Consider the following 15,572-nt stretch of genomic DNA (forward strand, 5'->3'; position numbering starts at 1 on the left):
AACAGCTCCTCATGTAATAGCACCCGCCCCGCAAGTCACGGCGCGATCAATCCATGGTGCCGCATGGCGGCCAGCATAGCGTTGATACAGCTTCTGGCCTCGCCATCGACAGTTGCGCCGCCAGTTGCATCAGTAATCGCCGCCACCTGGGTCCCGACCACTCGCACGCCATCTACATACAGTCCGTCCTCACCTACCCCCCGGTCCTGCCAGACCCCATCCAGATAGTGCATGCTATTGGCACGATCGACCACCCATATGGACAATCCGGTGCGCGGCGCGACGAAGCGCCAACCGCCTTCGGTCCAACAGGCAATTGCCTTTTCCCGTCCGGCCCACGCCCCTGTGGCGGCAGCGGCGACGATCCAGCAATCCCCGACGTCAGGCGTCACCGGCGGGACATTTTCATCGGCGCTTTCAACTTGCCCATGCAACAGCATGTCGATGCGGGCCAGCGCCTCATTATGGAAAACCTCCTTCTGCGCCTGTCCCGAAAATAGCTGCGGCAATGCCCAGCGGGGGGTAACGTCCGTCGTCATATTTCGATTTCCTGTCCCGAACGGTGAAATTTCAAAGCGAAAGCGGCAGCCTGGCTGCCCGCCCCATGGCGAATGATCCGATCTGCCGAATTTCGACCGTCACATCTCCGCCCCCGTCAGCGGCGATCATGGCCGCATCATATGTCCAGGCCGGAACCACCATTTCCACCCGGCGGATAAGGGTGGCGCCGTCCAGCACCTTGACCTCATATCGCTCGCTTTCCTCCGCCAAAGGAACGTCGGCCCCGCTCAGCCATCGCCACCCGGTCCTGCTGCGCCGCGTCCATGTGACAGCCCACCCGCCAGCGCCGTCAGGAACGGCCCCGGCATGAACCGGCGACGGCGGAACCAGCGCTTCGCCGCTCACGGTCAGCTCCGTTTCGGATGGCTCCGCATCGCCCACGCCGATTGCCGCCAGACGAAGCGCCGCGCCGGTTTCGATCCCGCTCTGCGTTGCAAAAGGTTCGACCAGCCGGTCCTCCTCGACCAGCAGGAAAGGCTCATCGGCTTCATGCCCTTCCATCGCCCATTCGGTTCCGCACAGCCCGCGCCGCAATCCGTCCAGGCGGAAACTCAGCGGTCCGGTCTGCACCGCGCGTGAAAACTGGATCAGCTCGCGCCCCGCCAGCGCAAGGTTGCGCCCCAGCGACAGGGCCGCCTCATCGGCATCGCCCAATTCCCATTCCGCCGCCAGCAAGGTGACATGCAGGGAATTGCGCTCATCGATCATCGCCGCGCTGCCCGGCGGCAGCAGTTCGTCCACCTTGCCCATCACGGCGGCAGGCGCGGTTCGACCCACGGGGGTGGCTTCGCCCGTCGGGCTCATCGCGAACAATGCCGCGCCCCGCCAACCGGCCCCGCCGCTGGCCGCCGCGACGATCACCGGGCTGGTAGCCAGCCCGTCCCTGATCGACGGCAGGTCAGCCAGCATCAGTGTCGTCGGGCCATGCGGCGCATCTTCCTGCCGCATAACCGTTCCAGATGAAACGCCCGGCGGCAGCAAGGACTCCCCGCCCGGCACCCGTCGCAGGGTCAGGCGGACCGCCATGGCCTCCCATTCACGTTCCTCGATCCGCCATCGACCGGGCGCGCCTTCCACCAGCACGACATCGCCCGCATCGTAACGCAGCGCGTCCCAGCCACAGCGCAACATGATCGTCGATCGTCCAGCCCACGCATGAGCCAGCCGCCGCGCGGACAGGAACCGCGCCGCACCGCCCGACAGGACCGCTGGCAGGTCAATGCCTTGTTCCACCCTGCCGGGGCCAGGGCGACTTATCCGCTGGACCCCCGCCTGATAATCCCGCTCCGCATCATAATGGCGCAGTGAAAGCGCTACCGGCACGCCCTCCGCAGCCGCGCCGGACCGCTCCGCCGGGTCCAGCTTCCGCCCGTTGACGCGCTGGCACAGAGCGGCCTTGCGCAGTTCGGCCTCTTCCGCACCTTCCTCGGCGACGGTCCCCGCCAGCCGCATACCCCCTGCCCCGTCGATAAAGGCAAGGTCGTGCGCCTGCGCCAAAGGCATGATGGCATCGGCGACATCCGTCCCGCCCGCCGCAAAGCCGTCCACTTCGCCCAGGACCCCGACGCTCAGCAGGTCGCCGCACAAGTCCCGTGCGATAAAATCAATGCCGACAGCCCCATCGTCGGCTTCCACTTCAAAGGTCAGCGACGGTATCCGGTTGCCAAAGTCCGCCAGTTGCAGGTCCTCAAACACCACATAGGCGATGCCGCGATGCGCAGGCGTGTGCGCCAGCCCCTGCGCGGACGCGATCAGCGGGTCCACCGCCTGCGCCTCTCCGCCCAGATATACCCGGAAAGCGCCCCGTTCCGACTTGAAATCCCCTGCCGCCCCGCGCAACAGATTGCCGTCCGCCCAGATGCGCCGCACCGCCTTGATCTTGCGCGTCGACAGCGCGACGGCAAAGCTGGATGAATAGCTGTAGCTGGTGACGCTGGGCCGCCCCTTCCCGCCGCCGCTCTTTTTCCGCTTTTCCTTCAGGTCCGTCGCCCAGATCACCGTGCCCGCGACCCGCATCTTGCCAAAGATCTTCGGCATCTGCGCGCCATAGGTGGATGTCTGGACCTGCAAATCGGCCAGCCGCCGCCCTTCCACGCCCTTGGGCTTGAACAGGACCGCCTGGTCCAGGCTGTTGCCGATCAGCCCGCCGATCGCGGCGCCCAATGGCCCGCCAATCGCCGTGCCCAGCGCCGTCAGCACGATAGTCGCCATCTCTCCTCCTATATTGTTCGCCAGTAACCGATCACCGGCCAGGGTGACTCCCCCGGCATTTCCACCACGCGCCCCAGTCCCGCGTGGGCATGGACATGGCCGCCGGGCACCACCAGCATCAGATGCAGTTGCAGCGGCCCCGGCCGCACCAGCGCCAGATCGCCCGGCTCGCCCTGCGCCACGGCGGCCAGTCCCGCCTGCGCCAGCCAGGCGCGGGCCACCCCTTCATTCCCCGACCGCAGCCCATATCCGCGCGGTGGCGCGACCTGATGCCCGGCCCGCGCGAAAGCCAGCGCCGCCAGCCCCACGCAATCGACGCCCTGCTCCACGCTGCGACCGTGCAGGCGAAAAGGCGCGCCCACCATGGCGCGCGCTGCGGCGACGATGCGCGCCGCCCCCTCCTCCCCGCTCATGCGCCGGGATAGCGGGTCAGCAGGTCGGTGCCCGGCAGATAGGGTTCGCCCCTGAAATTCGCCGCATTGGCAAAGCGCGTGGCGCAACTTTCCAGCTGCCGGTCGCACCCTTCCGTCAGCATCGCGATCGTCCCGGCCTCCACCGCAAAATGCGGCGCGTCCGCCAGCGTCAGCCCGTCCCCGTCATTGTCGATGACCGCCTGCACCATTCCGCCGTTCGCGCCCGTCAGCCAGCGCAGGCTGCCATAGCCATAGGCTCCCGCCGCCAGCCCCGCGACACTCACCACAGCGCCATCCACGCCGGTCACAGTCACGATCCTGCGCCGCCCCGCCATATCGACGCGGCACTGCGCATCGCCCAGCTGCGCCCGGCAATCGGGCGACGTCGATGGCGCGACCGGCGCTTTCAACGCGGCCATCGCGCCCACCAGTTCCGCCGTGAAAGCACCACCCCGGCAAGCGACATTGCCGATCTCACCCCGCGCCAGCAGCAGCCACATGGCTCCCGGCTCTTCCCATTCGGTCAAACACAGCTCCAGCGCCGCGCCGTCCCAGCGCCCGGCCATCAGGTCGCGCTCGCTGATCGCGTCGGCGACCAGAGCGCCCTCCACATCGGTATCGCCGCCTTCCGCCGTGATCCGGCTATGGATCGCCGATGGCATCATCCCCGGCGCGGCGCGATAGCGCACATGGCCGATCTCCAGGTCCCGGTCATGGCTGGTCAGCCCGATCGTCACTCCGTCGCGCCGTTCCAGCCGCCAGCAAAAGGCCAGCGTCGCCAGCGGCCTGTCCAGCCCCTCCAGCCCGCTCATTCCCTGATCTCCACCAGCGGCACCGAAGGCGCTTCGCCCGCCGCGAAAGTCACGCGGTTGATGTCGATCCGGTCCTCGGCAAATCGCACCGGCACATCGAACCGGAACCCCGCCGTCAGCACGACGCCATCGGCAGGAGCGACATCGAAAGCGATGACGCCACCCCCTGCATGGCTCCACCCGTCGGCAATCTCTACGCCGTCCACCGCGACCCGGATGCTGCCCGGCGCAGGCCGCGTGATCCGCCTCGCCTGCGCATCTTCGCCGTCGCCATAATAGCGCTGCAATGGAAATTCGGCGCGCACGCCGTCGCCGATGCCCAGCCGCTGGTCCATCGGCCCCGGCACGCCCCCGATCGCGCAGCTACGGTCGTCATAAGGATCGGTCAGCCGAAATCCCCGCGCCGCCCCCCGCCGCGCCCGGAAGAACGCGATCAGCGTCGCGATGTCCGCTTCCGACCGGACCCCCGGCCCCACATCGAACGACAATCGTGCATCGGCCCAATCGCTGCTCCGCCGCTCATGCCCCGACGGACTTTCAACGATCTGCGTCGAAAAAGCCGGAGCAAGGCTCGTCTCCCGCCCAATACTCAGCGGAAAAGCCACATCGTCAAAGGCTTGCATATCTTCGTCCCCATTCAATCTGAAGCAGGTGAAGCCATCTCGCGCCACCTGCGGCAAAGCCCACACAAATGTCGCCGCCGTGCCCCGCCTGACCGCCGCGTCCGCAGCATCGGCGATCTGTCGCCATTGCCCCGCCTGCTCCGGCATCAGCACGAAGCCGGAAAAATAATGCTGCTCTGCCACCGGATAGCCCAGCCTCTGGGTGGCAAGGTCGATCCCCTTCACGGTCAGGCGCGGTCGCCCTTCGGTGACCCAGTCATAATCTTCCAGTTGCAGCACATCGAATGCGGGCGAAGCCCACCCCACCGGCATGTTCGCCCGCTTTGCTTCGGGGGCCAGCGGGTCCAGCACCGTGGGCAGATAGGCCAGCAGCAAAGTCACAGCATCCGGCGCAATCCCCTTGACCCATGCGCATAGCGCGGCGGTGGATGCCGCCAGCATCGCGCCCGCCTGGTCCAGCAAAGCCTTCTGCCCGCTGTTCAATGTTCCGCGAATATCGGGAATGGACACCGGACTCCCGCCAAAGGCCGCCCGCGCCGCACTGTCGTACAGGCAAATGCGCCCGTCGGCAGGCATCACCCACCACCATGGCTCGCCAACCTGAAACTTGACCGCAATGTCGGTGGCCAAGGCTATGGAAACAAAGGCGCCCGCCACCACCCGTAAATAGCTCATCGCCCCGTCATGCGCGGGCGACAGCAGCGTCGAAGGCGGCGACCATCCCGTCAGGGCCGGATCGCCATTTTCCGCCCGCTGCTTCCAGTCGTTCCAGCAATGGGCGTCGAACAGCTCGTAGGACAGCGACCAGATGACCCCCATGTCCATCGCCCTGGCCCGTCGCGCGAAATCCGCGTGCCATGCGGAACATGGCGTGTTCAATACGCCGCCCGCCAGGCTGACATAATGGCCGCCGCCCAACGGTTCGAGCCGGAAATAATGGCTCATGCCGACATAATGATTGATGTCGCCGCGATAGCCCAGCGCATGGATCGACGCGACGATCCGTTCCGGCGTCTGGTTGAAACAATCGTCATAGCCGGTCGCCATGGACAGCCCATGTTCGGGCACCATCACGTCGCCGATGCTCAGGACGGAACCCGCCCCGTCGCATGCTATTCCGCTGACCTCTGCCCACCCTTCCACCGCCGCGCCAAAGACCGTGGTCCCCGCATCATAGTCCGGCGGCGCGATGGAAATGAACATCCGGTCGACATCCCCGGCCCAGACCGGATCGGCCTCTCCGGGCAGCAGGAACCCGCCATCCAGATCCGAAAAATCCAACCTGACCCACGCATCCTCGGCGGTTCCGTCGGCATAGTTCCACAACCGCACATACCAGGATCGCGGATTGCCAGCCTCGTCCCTGCCTTCGATGGTCAGGGTCGGCCCATGGGTTTCGTCCAACTGCCTCAGCCCGCCGCTGCGCCACCGGAAACGCAGCACGCATTCCCGAAAGTCCCTGGCCGTTTCATAGGCCAGCAGCGGATGGCTCCACTTGTCCTCCGCTTCCCAGATCAGCCCCGCCAGGTCGCCCGATCCGTAAAAGACCGCATCCACCCGCAACGCATCGGGGGCGGTGGTGACGACGCCCGCCATCATCGGTCGGGGGAAATTCACCGTCCAATGGGTCGGCGCAAAGCGTTTCATGTGCCGCGCCTCCTGACCCCTGCGCTTGTCTGCCAGCCAGTAATCCAGTCCGCTCATCCGTTCAGCGCTCCCCTGACCGCGCGCGCCACCTGCCGCGCGCTGCGCGCCAGCAGCCGGTGCCCCTCCTGCCCCTCACCCCGGCCCGACACGGCGATACTGACCCGCACATCGCGCGCACCGCCGCCGCCATTGGGCACCACCTGCCCGCTGGCCGTCGGCACGAACATCTCCGGCCCGCGCTCGCCGACCATATAGGCCCGGCCCGGCGTCACCGGCCCGCCCGTCGCCCGGCCGGGCAGGCCCAGCGCCGCCGATGCGAGCGTCAGCAACGTGCCGCCGGTTCCCCCCATGCCACCCGCCGCCGACCGCACCGCCGCTGCGGCAATGTCCTCCAGGATCGACGAAGCAACGCGCTTCAACTCCTCAAAGCCGAACCGTCCCGACCGCACCGCCCGCAACAGCCCTTGTTCGATCCGCCGCCCGGCCCGTTCGGCGCCGTTCGCCAGTGGCCCTTCCATCTCGCCACGCATCGCATCCACGTCCCGCGAAAGCCCCTGCGTATCGGCGCGCACCCGCACCACCAGCGTCTCGATTTCCTCGTCCATCCAACGCCTCCCGCACACATAAAAAAGCCCCTCCCTTCAGGGAGGGGTTGGGGGAGGGCCTGTCCCTCAACCCGCTTACCTACAGCCGTTCGGGCTGAGCTTGTCGAAGCCTTCCCCTTCCCTTTCACGTGCCAGAGAAGTGAAGCCCTTCGACAAGCTCAGGACGAACGGAGTAATGGCCCCAATCCCACCTTCCCCCTCAATCCGGCATCATCTCCTTCAGCCGCCTCAACTCGCCCGTATCGACGCCGCTATCGGCCTCATCCTCCCCACGCGCGGCGCGCAGAACCGCCTCCAGCTCGACCGGGGTCGACCGCCAGAACTCGTCAGGCCGCCAGCCCAGCAGCCATCCCGCGACCCCCGCCAGGCGCGCCGCCATTTTGAAAAAGCTCATCGTCCCCCCAAAATCTGTTTCAATATGCCGCGCAGCACAGGCGACAGCTTCGCCAGCCCAACCTCGACGATCGCCTCGCCCAGCCCGTCGCGGGTCAGGCCCTGCGGCGGATCGACCAGGCAATGCCAGAACAGCGCCGCCATGTCGGACAGCGACAGCTTGCCGTCCGCCGCCCGGTCGACCAGATCGAACAGCGGTCCCAGCTCTTCCTCTGCCGCCACCAGCGCGGCGAAACTTGGCCGCAGCCTCAGCCGCTCACCCGCCAGTTCCAGCGCCGCCTCGCCCCGCGCGCCGTTGGGCACGTCGCCCGCCCCGCTCATTCCGACACCACCGGGCCGGAGCTTTCCAGGCTCAACGCATAATTGCGCTCGCCATTATAATCCCCGGCATAGTCGAGCCGCGTCACCAGGAAACGGCCGCGCATCCGCTCGCCGCTTTCGAAACTCAGTTCATATTCGTCGATGGTGCCCGACAGCGCATGATTGCGGATACGCACCTCCGCCGCCGATCCGGTGAAAATCCCCGCCGCCGACACGCTGACCGACCGCACGCCCGCGCCAGAAAGCAGTTCGCGCCAGCCGCCTGAATCCTTGCTGGTGACATTGACCGCTTCGCCATTCACCGACAGCTGCGTCGTGCGCATTCCGGCAACCGTGGCATAGACTGGCGGACTCCCGCCATCCCCCACTTTCAACAGAAATGCGCTGCCTTTTTCTATGCCCATGAACCATTCTCCTGTAAGATAAACCGTGTCAGAATCGGGATTTTTGGAGAGGTGCAGATGCTTGCCGCCATTCCCCTCATCATGCTGCTGGCCGCCCCGCAGTCGGGCGACGCGGTCGGCGCTGGACGCCAGTCTTTTTCGAAATGCCTGTCCGACCAGGTGCAGCCTGCGCTCGACAGGAAAATGACCGTCAGCGGCTTCCAGTCCGCGCTGAAGTCAAAATGCCGCGACAAGGAAGCGGCCTTCCACGCCGCCATGGTCGCGGACAACAGGGCCAGCGGCATGTCGGAAAAGGATGCACAGTCCGACGCGGACGATCAGGTCGCCGAATATGTCGACAAGATCACCGGCGAGTTCGAAGATTATATGCGCTGACGCTGGCTGCCTTGCCCAAGCCTCCAAAGGCCACCGACAGTCCGGCTCCACCGCAAGTCAATGCTGCGCCACCACGCGCAGCCGATAATCCACAACCGCGCGCCAGCCATCGCCATCCCGCGCGCCGGCTCGCATCAGCCGCGACCTGATCAGCCGGGCATTGACCACCCGCCACCCGTCGCCATCCATGTCCAGCGCCTGCATGACCGGATCGATCCGGGCCAGCATCGCCCCGATCCGTCCCGCCATGTCGCCCGCATCATGCAGGCTGATGGTCAGGCGCAATTCGCGCCCGTCCACGCCCTTCGCGCCCCAATCGCTCGCAATGCACTCGCCCATCACTGCAAAGGGCGGGGCCGCGCGCGCCGGTTGCCCATCGAACAGGCCGTTCAACAGGTTCATCAGATCGCCGTCCGCCTTCAGCGCGGCGATCACCGCCGCCCGCACCGCTGTCTCCGCGCTCATCGGCTTCCCCTTCCGGCCTCTCGCAGGCCCAGATCGCTCATCCATCGGCGCATCAGGCCGGGACCCGTCAGCCTGACGATTTCCCCATCGACCTGAGCGTCCTCGACGCCAGCGGCGATCGCCGCGCGCGCCACAGCGTCGCGGCGGCGCGCCGCCCCCTCTTGCGTCAGGCGGACCAGCCGCCGCAGCATCGCACCGCTCATGCCAGCCGCATCCGCCGCCATGGCCGCCACAGCGCGCTCACCACGGCTGGCGGGGACGGCATATCGCCGCCACGTGCGGAAAAATGCTCCGCGGCCAGCCGGACAATCCCCTGTCGGATCGATCCGGGCAGCCCGTCCGCATCCTCGGCCAGCCCCGCGCGATACCGCACCGCCGCCACCCGTCGTCCGCTTGAAGCATGGACCCGCACCCATCCATCGCCCGCCGCGTCGATGTCGACCGCATAATCCTCCACCGCCAACGACTCCGCCTCCCCGTCCGGCGCAATCGCCTCGACGCCCAGCACCGCGATCACCGGCCTTGCCGCCAGCCGCTGCCAGCCGCCGTCCGCCCTCACCGTCTCACGCGCCTCGCCCGTCATCAGCCATTGGCCGATAAATTGCTCGCACAGTCCAGTTGCGCTCAGCAGCAACGCCTCCAGCAGCGCGTCCTCGCTGTCTCCCGTGATCCGCAGATAATCCTTCAACTCGCCAAGCGACGCGCCCGGCGCCCCCGCCTCTTCCCGCACCAGCACCATCGCCCCTCCAGATGAAAAAAGGGGGGCGCCATGACGACGACGCCCCCCAGATTGTGCAAAGTCAAACCGTCGCCAATGTCAGGTCGCGGCGAACTTCATCAGCTTGATGGCTTCGCTATTGGCGACCGCCCCGCCGATGCGCTTGACCGCATAGAAGTGGACGAACGGCTTGTTGCTATATGGATCGCGCAGGATGCTGGTTTCGCTGCGCTCCGAAATGACATAGCCCGCCTGGAAATTGCCAAAGGCGATCGACAGGCTGCCCGCCGCAATGTCGGGCATGTCTTCGGCTTCCACCACCGGATAGCCCAGCAGCGTTGCGGGCTGCTCCGCGCTCAGCGACGGCTGCCACAGGAACGCGCCATCGTCCGTCTTCATCTTGCGGATGGCGCTCAGCGTGGTGGAGTTCATCACAAAGCTCGCACCCTGGCGATAGGGCGCGCGCAGGCTCTGCACCAGGTCGATCAGCTTGTCCTGCGGGTTGCTCGCCGCAAAGCCAGCCGCCGCCCCCGACGCGACATATTGCAACGATCCAAAGGCGCGCACGCCGTCCGCTTCGTTGGTCGTCGTGTAGGTCAGGAACCCCTTGGGCTTGTTCGTGCCGTTCCCGTTGACGAACGCCGCGCCCTCCGCCGCCGCAAACTCGCGGGCGATTTCCATCGCCAGCCAGCTTTCGACATCGAACTGCGCATCGTCCAGCATCGCCTGGCTCGCCGCCGGATTGGCGTAAAGCTCACCCGATGGCGGGACGATCTCGTTAAAGCTCGGCGTCGCCGTTTCGGTCCGCGCGCCGGTTTCGCTGGCCCAGCCCGACACGATGCCGCCTGACGTCACCAGCTTGCGATATCCCGCCGTGCCGGTGCGCACCACATTGGCGATCGACCGGATCGGCGAGATGCTTTTCAGCGTGGCGTCGATGATCTGGTCGATCTCGCGCGGCACCGCATAGCCGCCCGCGCCGCCGCTCGCCCCCGAAAAGCTTTTCAGCTCCACACCCGCTTCCATTCCCTGCCGCAGATATCGATCGACAAAGGCCGCCCGCTTCGGATCGAACGCGCCGCCCTTCACCCCGTCCAGCGCCGGACGCTGCTGCTGCAACAGCGCGCCCTTCAGCGCCGCGATTTCCCCTTCCATCGCCTCGATCCGTTCACCCTGCACCGCCGCGTCAAAGCTTGCTTCCAACTGGTCCGTCATTCACCACTCCCACAAAAAAGGCGGCCCGAATGGACCGCCTGAAAAGTCAAACCCTGCCGATCGCGCCTACCCCTCGACCGCGATCACCCGCGCCAGCGGCTGCATCGGATGCGTGACGACGCTCACCTCCACCACCTCCAGCGCCAGCAATTCCCGTGGCGCAGCGCCCCGCGCCTCCCGCACCCGATAGCCAAAGGACAGGCCGTCAATCGCCTTGTCCTTCAAGGCCCGCGCCGCTTCCCGCCCGGCGGCGGTCCGTCCCGACACCCGCCCGATGACGCGCAGCCCCCGCGCATCCTCCTCGATCCGCTCGACCGTGCCGATCGCCTCGCCCGGCCGATGCTGCCACAACAGCGGCACGCCCGCAGCGACGCCAGCGAAAGCGCCCGCCCGCACCACGTCCCCACCCCGGTCGACGCGGTCGAACACCGCCGCATAACCGGCAAAGCGCACGTCACCCTCATGCCCCAGCCCGCTCATGCCCGGATCATCCCCAGCAGCCCGGCCTTCACCGCCACGCCCAGCAGCACCAGCGCCATGACGATCCGCACCGCCCATCCGACGACAGCGCCCCGCGCGGCCTTCTTTGCGTCGCGCCATGCGGACAGCAGTTCGCGCAATTCCCGCACGTCGCCCTCCGCGCCCCGGTCGGCCAGGCCCATCCGTTCCAGCGCCCGCCCTGCGCCCAGTTCGCTCGCCTCCTCGATCAGGGCGCGGATCATCACCATGTCCATCTGTCCCGGCACGCCCTGCGCCTGCGCCACCAGCCGCGCCAGCATCTCGCCATCATATTTCATCGGCCCCTCCCGCCTCGCTGGACGCCATCAAATCCCCAGCATCGCCTTCTTCTCATCCCCCGTCAGAAAGTCCGCCCCGGTCACACGATCCCACAAAGTCGCCCGCTCTTCCGACAGCGCGGGCACGGCGTCCAGGTCGGGGGCCAGCACCAGTCCGGGCCACCACCCGTTCAACCCCTGCGCCACCCCGCCGCAAATCTTGCCCAGCAACGGCAGGATCGTCTGCCGCCACAGCGCCTTGTTCGCCTCCCGATAATTGGCGTAGCTATTGTCGCCCGGCAGGCCCATCAGCATCGGCGGCACGCCAAACGCCAACGCGATTTCCCGTGCCGCCGCCGCCTTCAGGCCAACAAAGTCCATCTCCGCTGGCGACAGGCTCATCGCCTTCCAGCTCAGCCCGCCCTCCAGCAACATGGGCCGCCCCGCATTGGCAGCGCCGGAAAAGGCGACCTCCATCTCGCGCTTCACCCGCTCGAACTGGTCCGGGCTCATCACCGATCCGTCGCCCGGATCGAACACCATCGCACCCGATGGCCGCGCCGCATTGTCCAGCAGCGCCTTGTTCCACACCGTCGCGGCATTGTGGATCGCCACCGCGCCCGCCGCCGCGCTCACGCAGCCCAGGCCATAATGATCGTCCAGCGGATGCAGCGCCTTCAAGTGGATGATGCTGGTCCGCCCCGCCGCATCTTCGGGCAGCAGCCGGGTCACATTGTCCCCGACCCGGTACAGATAGGCGGCGGGCCACCCCCGTGCATCGGCCTCCACGCTGACCCGCTCTGGCCGCAGCGCATAAAGTTCGGCGGGCATGCCGTCCGCGCCCGCCAATATCTGGACATATCCATTGCCGTGCAGCGACAGATGGCTGGCAAGCACCTCCACCATCGCCTGCCCCCCGGCACAGCGCGTCATCAGCGACAGCGCCCGCGCGCCATCCTCCGGCTCGACCCCGGTCGCTGTCAGAACCGCGCCCCCCGCACCTTCCGACACCAGCCGCAAGGCCCGCTGCGCCACCGGATTGCCGACCACACCGGACCGCACCTGCGCTTCATAGGAAGCAGGCCATTCGCCCAAGGCCACCGCGCCAGAACCCCATGCGCGCGCCAACACCGGCCGCGCGGAAGCCCGCGCCGCCTTCGTCCCAAAAAATTTCATATGACCCCGCGACAAAAAAAATCCCCGCCCCATCGGGGAGAGGATAGTGAAGCTCGGCAGCTCGCTGCCTAGCGAAACTTGGAGAGGGGGCGGACCCCCCTCAACTCAGGGATTACGCCGCAGCACCCGGTCGCACGTGGAATTGGTGCCCTCGCTCTTGCCGATGACGCGCCCGGCCACCGCGCCAGCAGCGCCCGCCAGCAGGGATTCTCCCACATTCCCGCCTGCCAGTGCTCCGACACCGACGCCGCCTGCCGCACCGATCACCGTTCCGCGATCGCGGCCCTTCTTCGCCTGCAACAGGCAATAGCGCACATCATCCCGGTCGCGCGGCGCTGCTCTCGCCACGCGCGCCCGATCCTTGCTGCTCAACGACGCCGCCATCACCGGCGACGCCACGAACGTTACGCCAGCGGCTATCATCATGATCCTGGCCAACTTCATGACCTGCACTCCTCATTGAAACTCAACCGACAATATACGCGCCCATGCCTTTGCGGGTTCCTCATATGGACCGCACCCGCGCGTCGCCGCGCCGTCCCAGCATCAGTTCGGTCAGCGCCCACACCAGCGCGTCGGCACGGTCGGGCGACCGACCGGGGCCGACATAGCCGCCCCCCGCCACCAACCCGCACATCTGGTCCTCCATCTGCCAGAATGCGCCCAGATGCAGGACGCGTCCCGCTTCGTACAGCGCCGCCACCGGCTCGGCCCGCGCCGCTTTTCCCCGGCTGGCATGCACCAGCCGCACGGGCAGCGACGCCTCTGCCGCGCGCAGCACGCTTTCCACCATCGCGCCGCCATTATTGGCCTCCGCCACCACCCTGTCCGCGCCATGCGCCACCGCCGCGCTCGCCACCGCCCGCGCCCATGTTTCGGGCGTCGCCTTCTCCACGCTCGCATCCGCAATCACATAGGCGCGCCCGTCGGGGCCGATCCCGGCCACCACGATCCCGCATGCGTCACCTGTCGCCGAAGCGGGAGGATCGACCGCCACCACGACCCGCGACAGCGGACCCGCGCCATCCTTGCCAGCGGGTACATGCACGGCGCGGCATCGCTCCAGCAGGTCCCGGCTCCACAATGCGCCTTCGACCTCTTCGATCAGCTCGCCTTCCAGTTCCTGCCGACCCAGCCGCGTATGGCCATAATTGCGCTCCATCGCCGCGATGAAGCCGTCCGCCAGGTTCGCGCTATTGTCGGCGGTGCGGCCTCGCGTCACCGCTACATCGGCGCCGTCGCGCGCCACCAGATTGCGCACCAGGGCCACCGGTCGCGGCGTCGTGGTCGCCAGCACGCGCGGATCATGCCCCAACCGCATCCCCATCATCAAATTGTCCCAAACCGCCTCGCCGCCTGCCCATTTGGCGATCTCGTCGGCCCAGCCATGGCTGAACTGCGGCCCGCGCAGCGCTTCCGGCTCGGCTGCCCCGAACAGGATCGCCATCGCCCCATTGGGCCAGATCAACCGGCGCAAAGCGGGGGAAAAGGCGGGCCGGTTCCACCAGGGCGCGATCGCCAGCAGGCCGGACGGTCCCTCCACCATGATCGATCGCACTTCGCCCAGCGTCGCCCCGACCAGTGCGATCCGGGCGCGGCCATCGCTTTCCGCTATCGCCCGCACCCATTCGGCCCCCGCGCGCGTCTTGCCAAACCCGCGCCCGGCCATCATCAACCAGATGCGCCAGTCTCCATCGGGCGCCAGCTGTTCGGGCCGCGCCCGCCAGCTCCAGTCATGCGCCAGCGCCTGCGCCGCCGCGTCGTCCAACCCGGCCAATATCCGATCGCGCATCTCGACCGGCATCATCGCCAGCCGTTCGAAATCCGACATGCCCCCCACTGGCCCCCTCCCCGCTCCGTTGCCGCGCTCATTCTCGATTCTGTTACCCGCCAGAATTGATGTAGATTAACTTTCACTTGCCTGAACAAAAAAAGCTCCGCCTAAAGAATAGGCGGAGCAGTTAGGGTCGCACTACAGGCATAACCTGCAAATGCATTACGTCATCAATTTATCGGAATGACCATATATCCAAGGACATATTTTTCACAAAAAAGTCATTATTATTCAATGCATTAAAATGGCACAAAAAGCCCGGTGCGATCAAGCGCTCCAGGTTGCCTTATTCGGAATGAAAACTGAATGTTTCATACTCTAAATAGTTCCGGCATCATGCTACTCATCACTTTCTAACGCCTGAGGATCGCCTCCCTGAAACCCGCCGCTCATTTTGCCTCCACAGCTTCCTTTTCTTCGGTGCTACGCCGGCGAACCGCATCCAGCGCGGCTCGCAACCGCGCTACCGCATCCTCACCGTCGGGCCGATCCGCTTCATCGGCGGCACGCGCTTCCATGGCCTTTCGGGCGTGGGCAGTCAGCAACCGCATGCCCACCACATGGGGATGGCCGCGCTTCACCTTGCGGCTCTTCACCATGCCGTCGGCGTCCATCGTCACCTCTTCTTGCTCACTACCGAACAGGGCCTCGCGCAGCATCAGCGCCTCCAATTCGGAATAGCCGATGTTCAGCGCGTGACTCCATTCCCTTGCAAAGCCCGGATCGCGCCGCTTCTGATAATAGGCCGTCGACAGATTCTTTCCGGCCGCCCGCGCCGCTTCGCTGACGTTGCAGGTTGCCGCCAGCGTCTCCATGAAGATCTTGCGCCGGTCCTCCGTCCACCCATCCTTGCGCACCGCCCGCAACTGCGCATTGGCCTTTGCCGCGCCGACCTGGCTGCGTTGCACCGTCAACTCCCGGTCCTGACCGTCGCTTGCCTTGCCGCCGAAGCGGCGCGAAGCATTCCCGGCCTTCTCCTTCCCCTTCTCCTGCACGCTGCCCCTCCTTTGCCTAACGCAAAAG

General features: G+C 66.6%; 20 protein-coding genes. 1 reads left to right on the forward strand and 19 read right to left on the reverse strand.

The features are described 5' to 3' along the window. Positions 1-35: 35 nt before the first annotated feature. The 9 genes from ACI3KQ_RS13770 to ACI3KQ_RS13810 all read right to left on the reverse strand — a co-directional run bounded on the left by ACI3KQ_RS13770 (position 36) and on the right by ACI3KQ_RS13810 (position 7,990). Positions 36-539: a DUF2793 domain-containing protein gene (locus tag ACI3KQ_RS13770; RefSeq protein WP_404958534.1), complete on the reverse strand. Its 504-nt coding sequence runs from the start codon at positions 537-539 to the stop codon at positions 36-38. Between the two features lie 31 nt (positions 540-570). Beyond that, the gene (locus ACI3KQ_RS13775) at positions 571-2,772 is read right to left on the reverse strand and encodes a phage tail protein (RefSeq protein WP_404958536.1); all 2,202 of its coding nucleotides are present in this window, start codon (positions 2,770-2,772) and stop codon (positions 571-573) included. Positions 2,773-2,780: 8 nt separating this feature from the next. After that, positions 2,781-3,185 (reverse strand): peptidoglycan endopeptidase, encoded by a 405-nt coding sequence (locus tag ACI3KQ_RS13780; protein WP_404958538.1) that lies wholly within the window; start codon positions 3,183-3,185, stop codon positions 2,781-2,783. Then, complete coding sequence (locus ACI3KQ_RS13785; RefSeq protein WP_404958540.1) at positions 3,182-3,997, reverse strand: DUF2163 domain-containing protein; 816 nt, start codon at positions 3,995-3,997, stop codon at positions 3,182-3,184. Before ACI3KQ_RS13785 ends, ACI3KQ_RS13780 begins: the two co-directional genes overlap by 4 nt. Continuing rightward, positions 3,994-6,324 carry a DUF2460 domain-containing protein gene (locus tag ACI3KQ_RS13790; protein ID WP_404958542.1) on the reverse strand — a complete coding sequence of 777 codons (2,331 nt, stop codon included), beginning with the start codon at positions 6,322-6,324 and terminating at the stop codon, positions 3,994-3,996. The genes ACI3KQ_RS13785 and ACI3KQ_RS13790 overlap by 4 nt, the downstream gene beginning before the upstream one ends. Next, a complete protein-coding gene (locus tag ACI3KQ_RS13795; RefSeq protein WP_404958544.1) occupies positions 6,321-6,872 on the reverse strand; it encodes a tail tape measure protein in 552 nt (183 codons plus the stop codon). Before ACI3KQ_RS13795 ends, ACI3KQ_RS13790 begins: the two co-directional genes overlap by 4 nt. A gap of 199 nt (positions 6,873-7,071) precedes the next feature. Then, entirely contained in the window at positions 7,072-7,266 is a 195-nt protein-coding gene (locus tag ACI3KQ_RS13800) for a phage tail assembly chaperone (protein WP_404958546.1), read from the reverse strand. Further along, a complete protein-coding gene (locus ACI3KQ_RS13805) occupies positions 7,263-7,586 on the reverse strand; it encodes a gene transfer agent family protein (RefSeq protein ID WP_404958548.1) in 324 nt (107 codons plus the stop codon). Before ACI3KQ_RS13805 ends, ACI3KQ_RS13800 begins: the two co-directional genes overlap by 4 nt. Then, a complete protein-coding gene (locus ACI3KQ_RS13810) occupies positions 7,583-7,990 on the reverse strand; it encodes a phage tail tube protein (RefSeq protein WP_404958550.1) in 408 nt (135 codons plus the stop codon). Before ACI3KQ_RS13810 ends, ACI3KQ_RS13805 begins: the two co-directional genes overlap by 4 nt. A 57-nt stretch (positions 7,991-8,047) precedes the next feature. Between ACI3KQ_RS13810 and ACI3KQ_RS13815 the strand changes: the two genes are divergently transcribed. Continuing rightward, a complete protein-coding gene (locus ACI3KQ_RS13815) occupies positions 8,048-8,365 on the forward strand; it encodes a hypothetical protein (protein WP_404958666.1) in 318 nt (105 codons plus the stop codon). A gap of 57 nt (positions 8,366-8,422) precedes the next feature. On the opposite strand, the gene ACI3KQ_RS13820 is transcribed toward ACI3KQ_RS13815, so the two are convergent. From ACI3KQ_RS13820 to ACI3KQ_RS13865, 10 genes are all read right to left on the reverse strand, one after another. Then, positions 8,423-8,830: a DUF3168 domain-containing protein gene (locus ACI3KQ_RS13820; protein WP_404958552.1), complete on the reverse strand. Its 408-nt coding sequence runs from the start codon at positions 8,828-8,830 to the stop codon at positions 8,423-8,425. Then, positions 8,827-9,033, reverse strand: coding sequence for a hypothetical protein (locus tag ACI3KQ_RS13825; RefSeq protein WP_404958554.1), 207 nt, complete (start codon positions 9,031-9,033; stop codon positions 8,827-8,829). Before ACI3KQ_RS13825 ends, ACI3KQ_RS13820 begins: the two co-directional genes overlap by 4 nt. Beyond that, on the reverse strand, positions 9,030-9,569 hold the full coding sequence (locus ACI3KQ_RS13830; RefSeq protein WP_404958556.1) for a head-tail connector protein: 540 nt from the start codon (positions 9,567-9,569) through the stop codon (positions 9,030-9,032). The genes ACI3KQ_RS13825 and ACI3KQ_RS13830 overlap by 4 nt, the downstream gene beginning before the upstream one ends. A gap of 78 nt (positions 9,570-9,647) precedes the next feature. Beyond that, positions 9,648-10,763 carry a phage major capsid protein gene (locus ACI3KQ_RS13835; RefSeq protein ID WP_404958558.1) on the reverse strand — a complete coding sequence of 372 codons (1,116 nt, stop codon included), beginning with the start codon at positions 10,761-10,763 and terminating at the stop codon, positions 9,648-9,650. 66 nt (positions 10,764-10,829) lie between these two features. Next, entirely contained in the window at positions 10,830-11,243 is a 414-nt protein-coding gene (locus tag ACI3KQ_RS13840) for an HK97 family phage prohead protease (RefSeq protein WP_404958560.1), read from the reverse strand. Continuing rightward, a complete protein-coding gene (locus ACI3KQ_RS13845) occupies positions 11,240-11,560 on the reverse strand; it encodes a DUF6127 family protein (protein WP_404958561.1) in 321 nt (106 codons plus the stop codon). Before ACI3KQ_RS13845 ends, ACI3KQ_RS13840 begins: the two co-directional genes overlap by 4 nt. 27 nt (positions 11,561-11,587) lie before the next feature. Further along, positions 11,588-12,715 carry a phage portal protein gene (locus tag ACI3KQ_RS13850; protein WP_404958563.1) on the reverse strand — a complete coding sequence of 376 codons (1,128 nt, stop codon included), beginning with the start codon at positions 12,713-12,715 and terminating at the stop codon, positions 11,588-11,590. Between the two features lie 105 nt (positions 12,716-12,820). Next, positions 12,821-13,159, reverse strand: coding sequence for a hypothetical protein (locus ACI3KQ_RS13855; RefSeq protein WP_404958565.1), 339 nt, complete (start codon positions 13,157-13,159; stop codon positions 12,821-12,823). A gap of 61 nt (positions 13,160-13,220) precedes the next feature. Beyond that, the gene (locus ACI3KQ_RS13860) at positions 13,221-14,507 is read right to left on the reverse strand and encodes a DNA-packaging protein (protein WP_404958668.1); all 1,287 of its coding nucleotides are present in this window, start codon (positions 14,505-14,507) and stop codon (positions 13,221-13,223) included. A 431-nt stretch (positions 14,508-14,938) separates the two neighbouring features. Beyond that, complete coding sequence (locus tag ACI3KQ_RS13865; protein ID WP_404958567.1) at positions 14,939-15,544, reverse strand: hypothetical protein; 606 nt, start codon at positions 15,542-15,544, stop codon at positions 14,939-14,941. Between the last annotated feature and the right edge of the window lie 28 nt (positions 15,545-15,572).

It is taken from the genome of Sphingobium sp. ZW T5_29 (genome assembly GCF_044987515.1).
Lineage (GTDB): Bacteria > Pseudomonadota > Alphaproteobacteria > Sphingomonadales > Sphingomonadaceae > Sphingobium.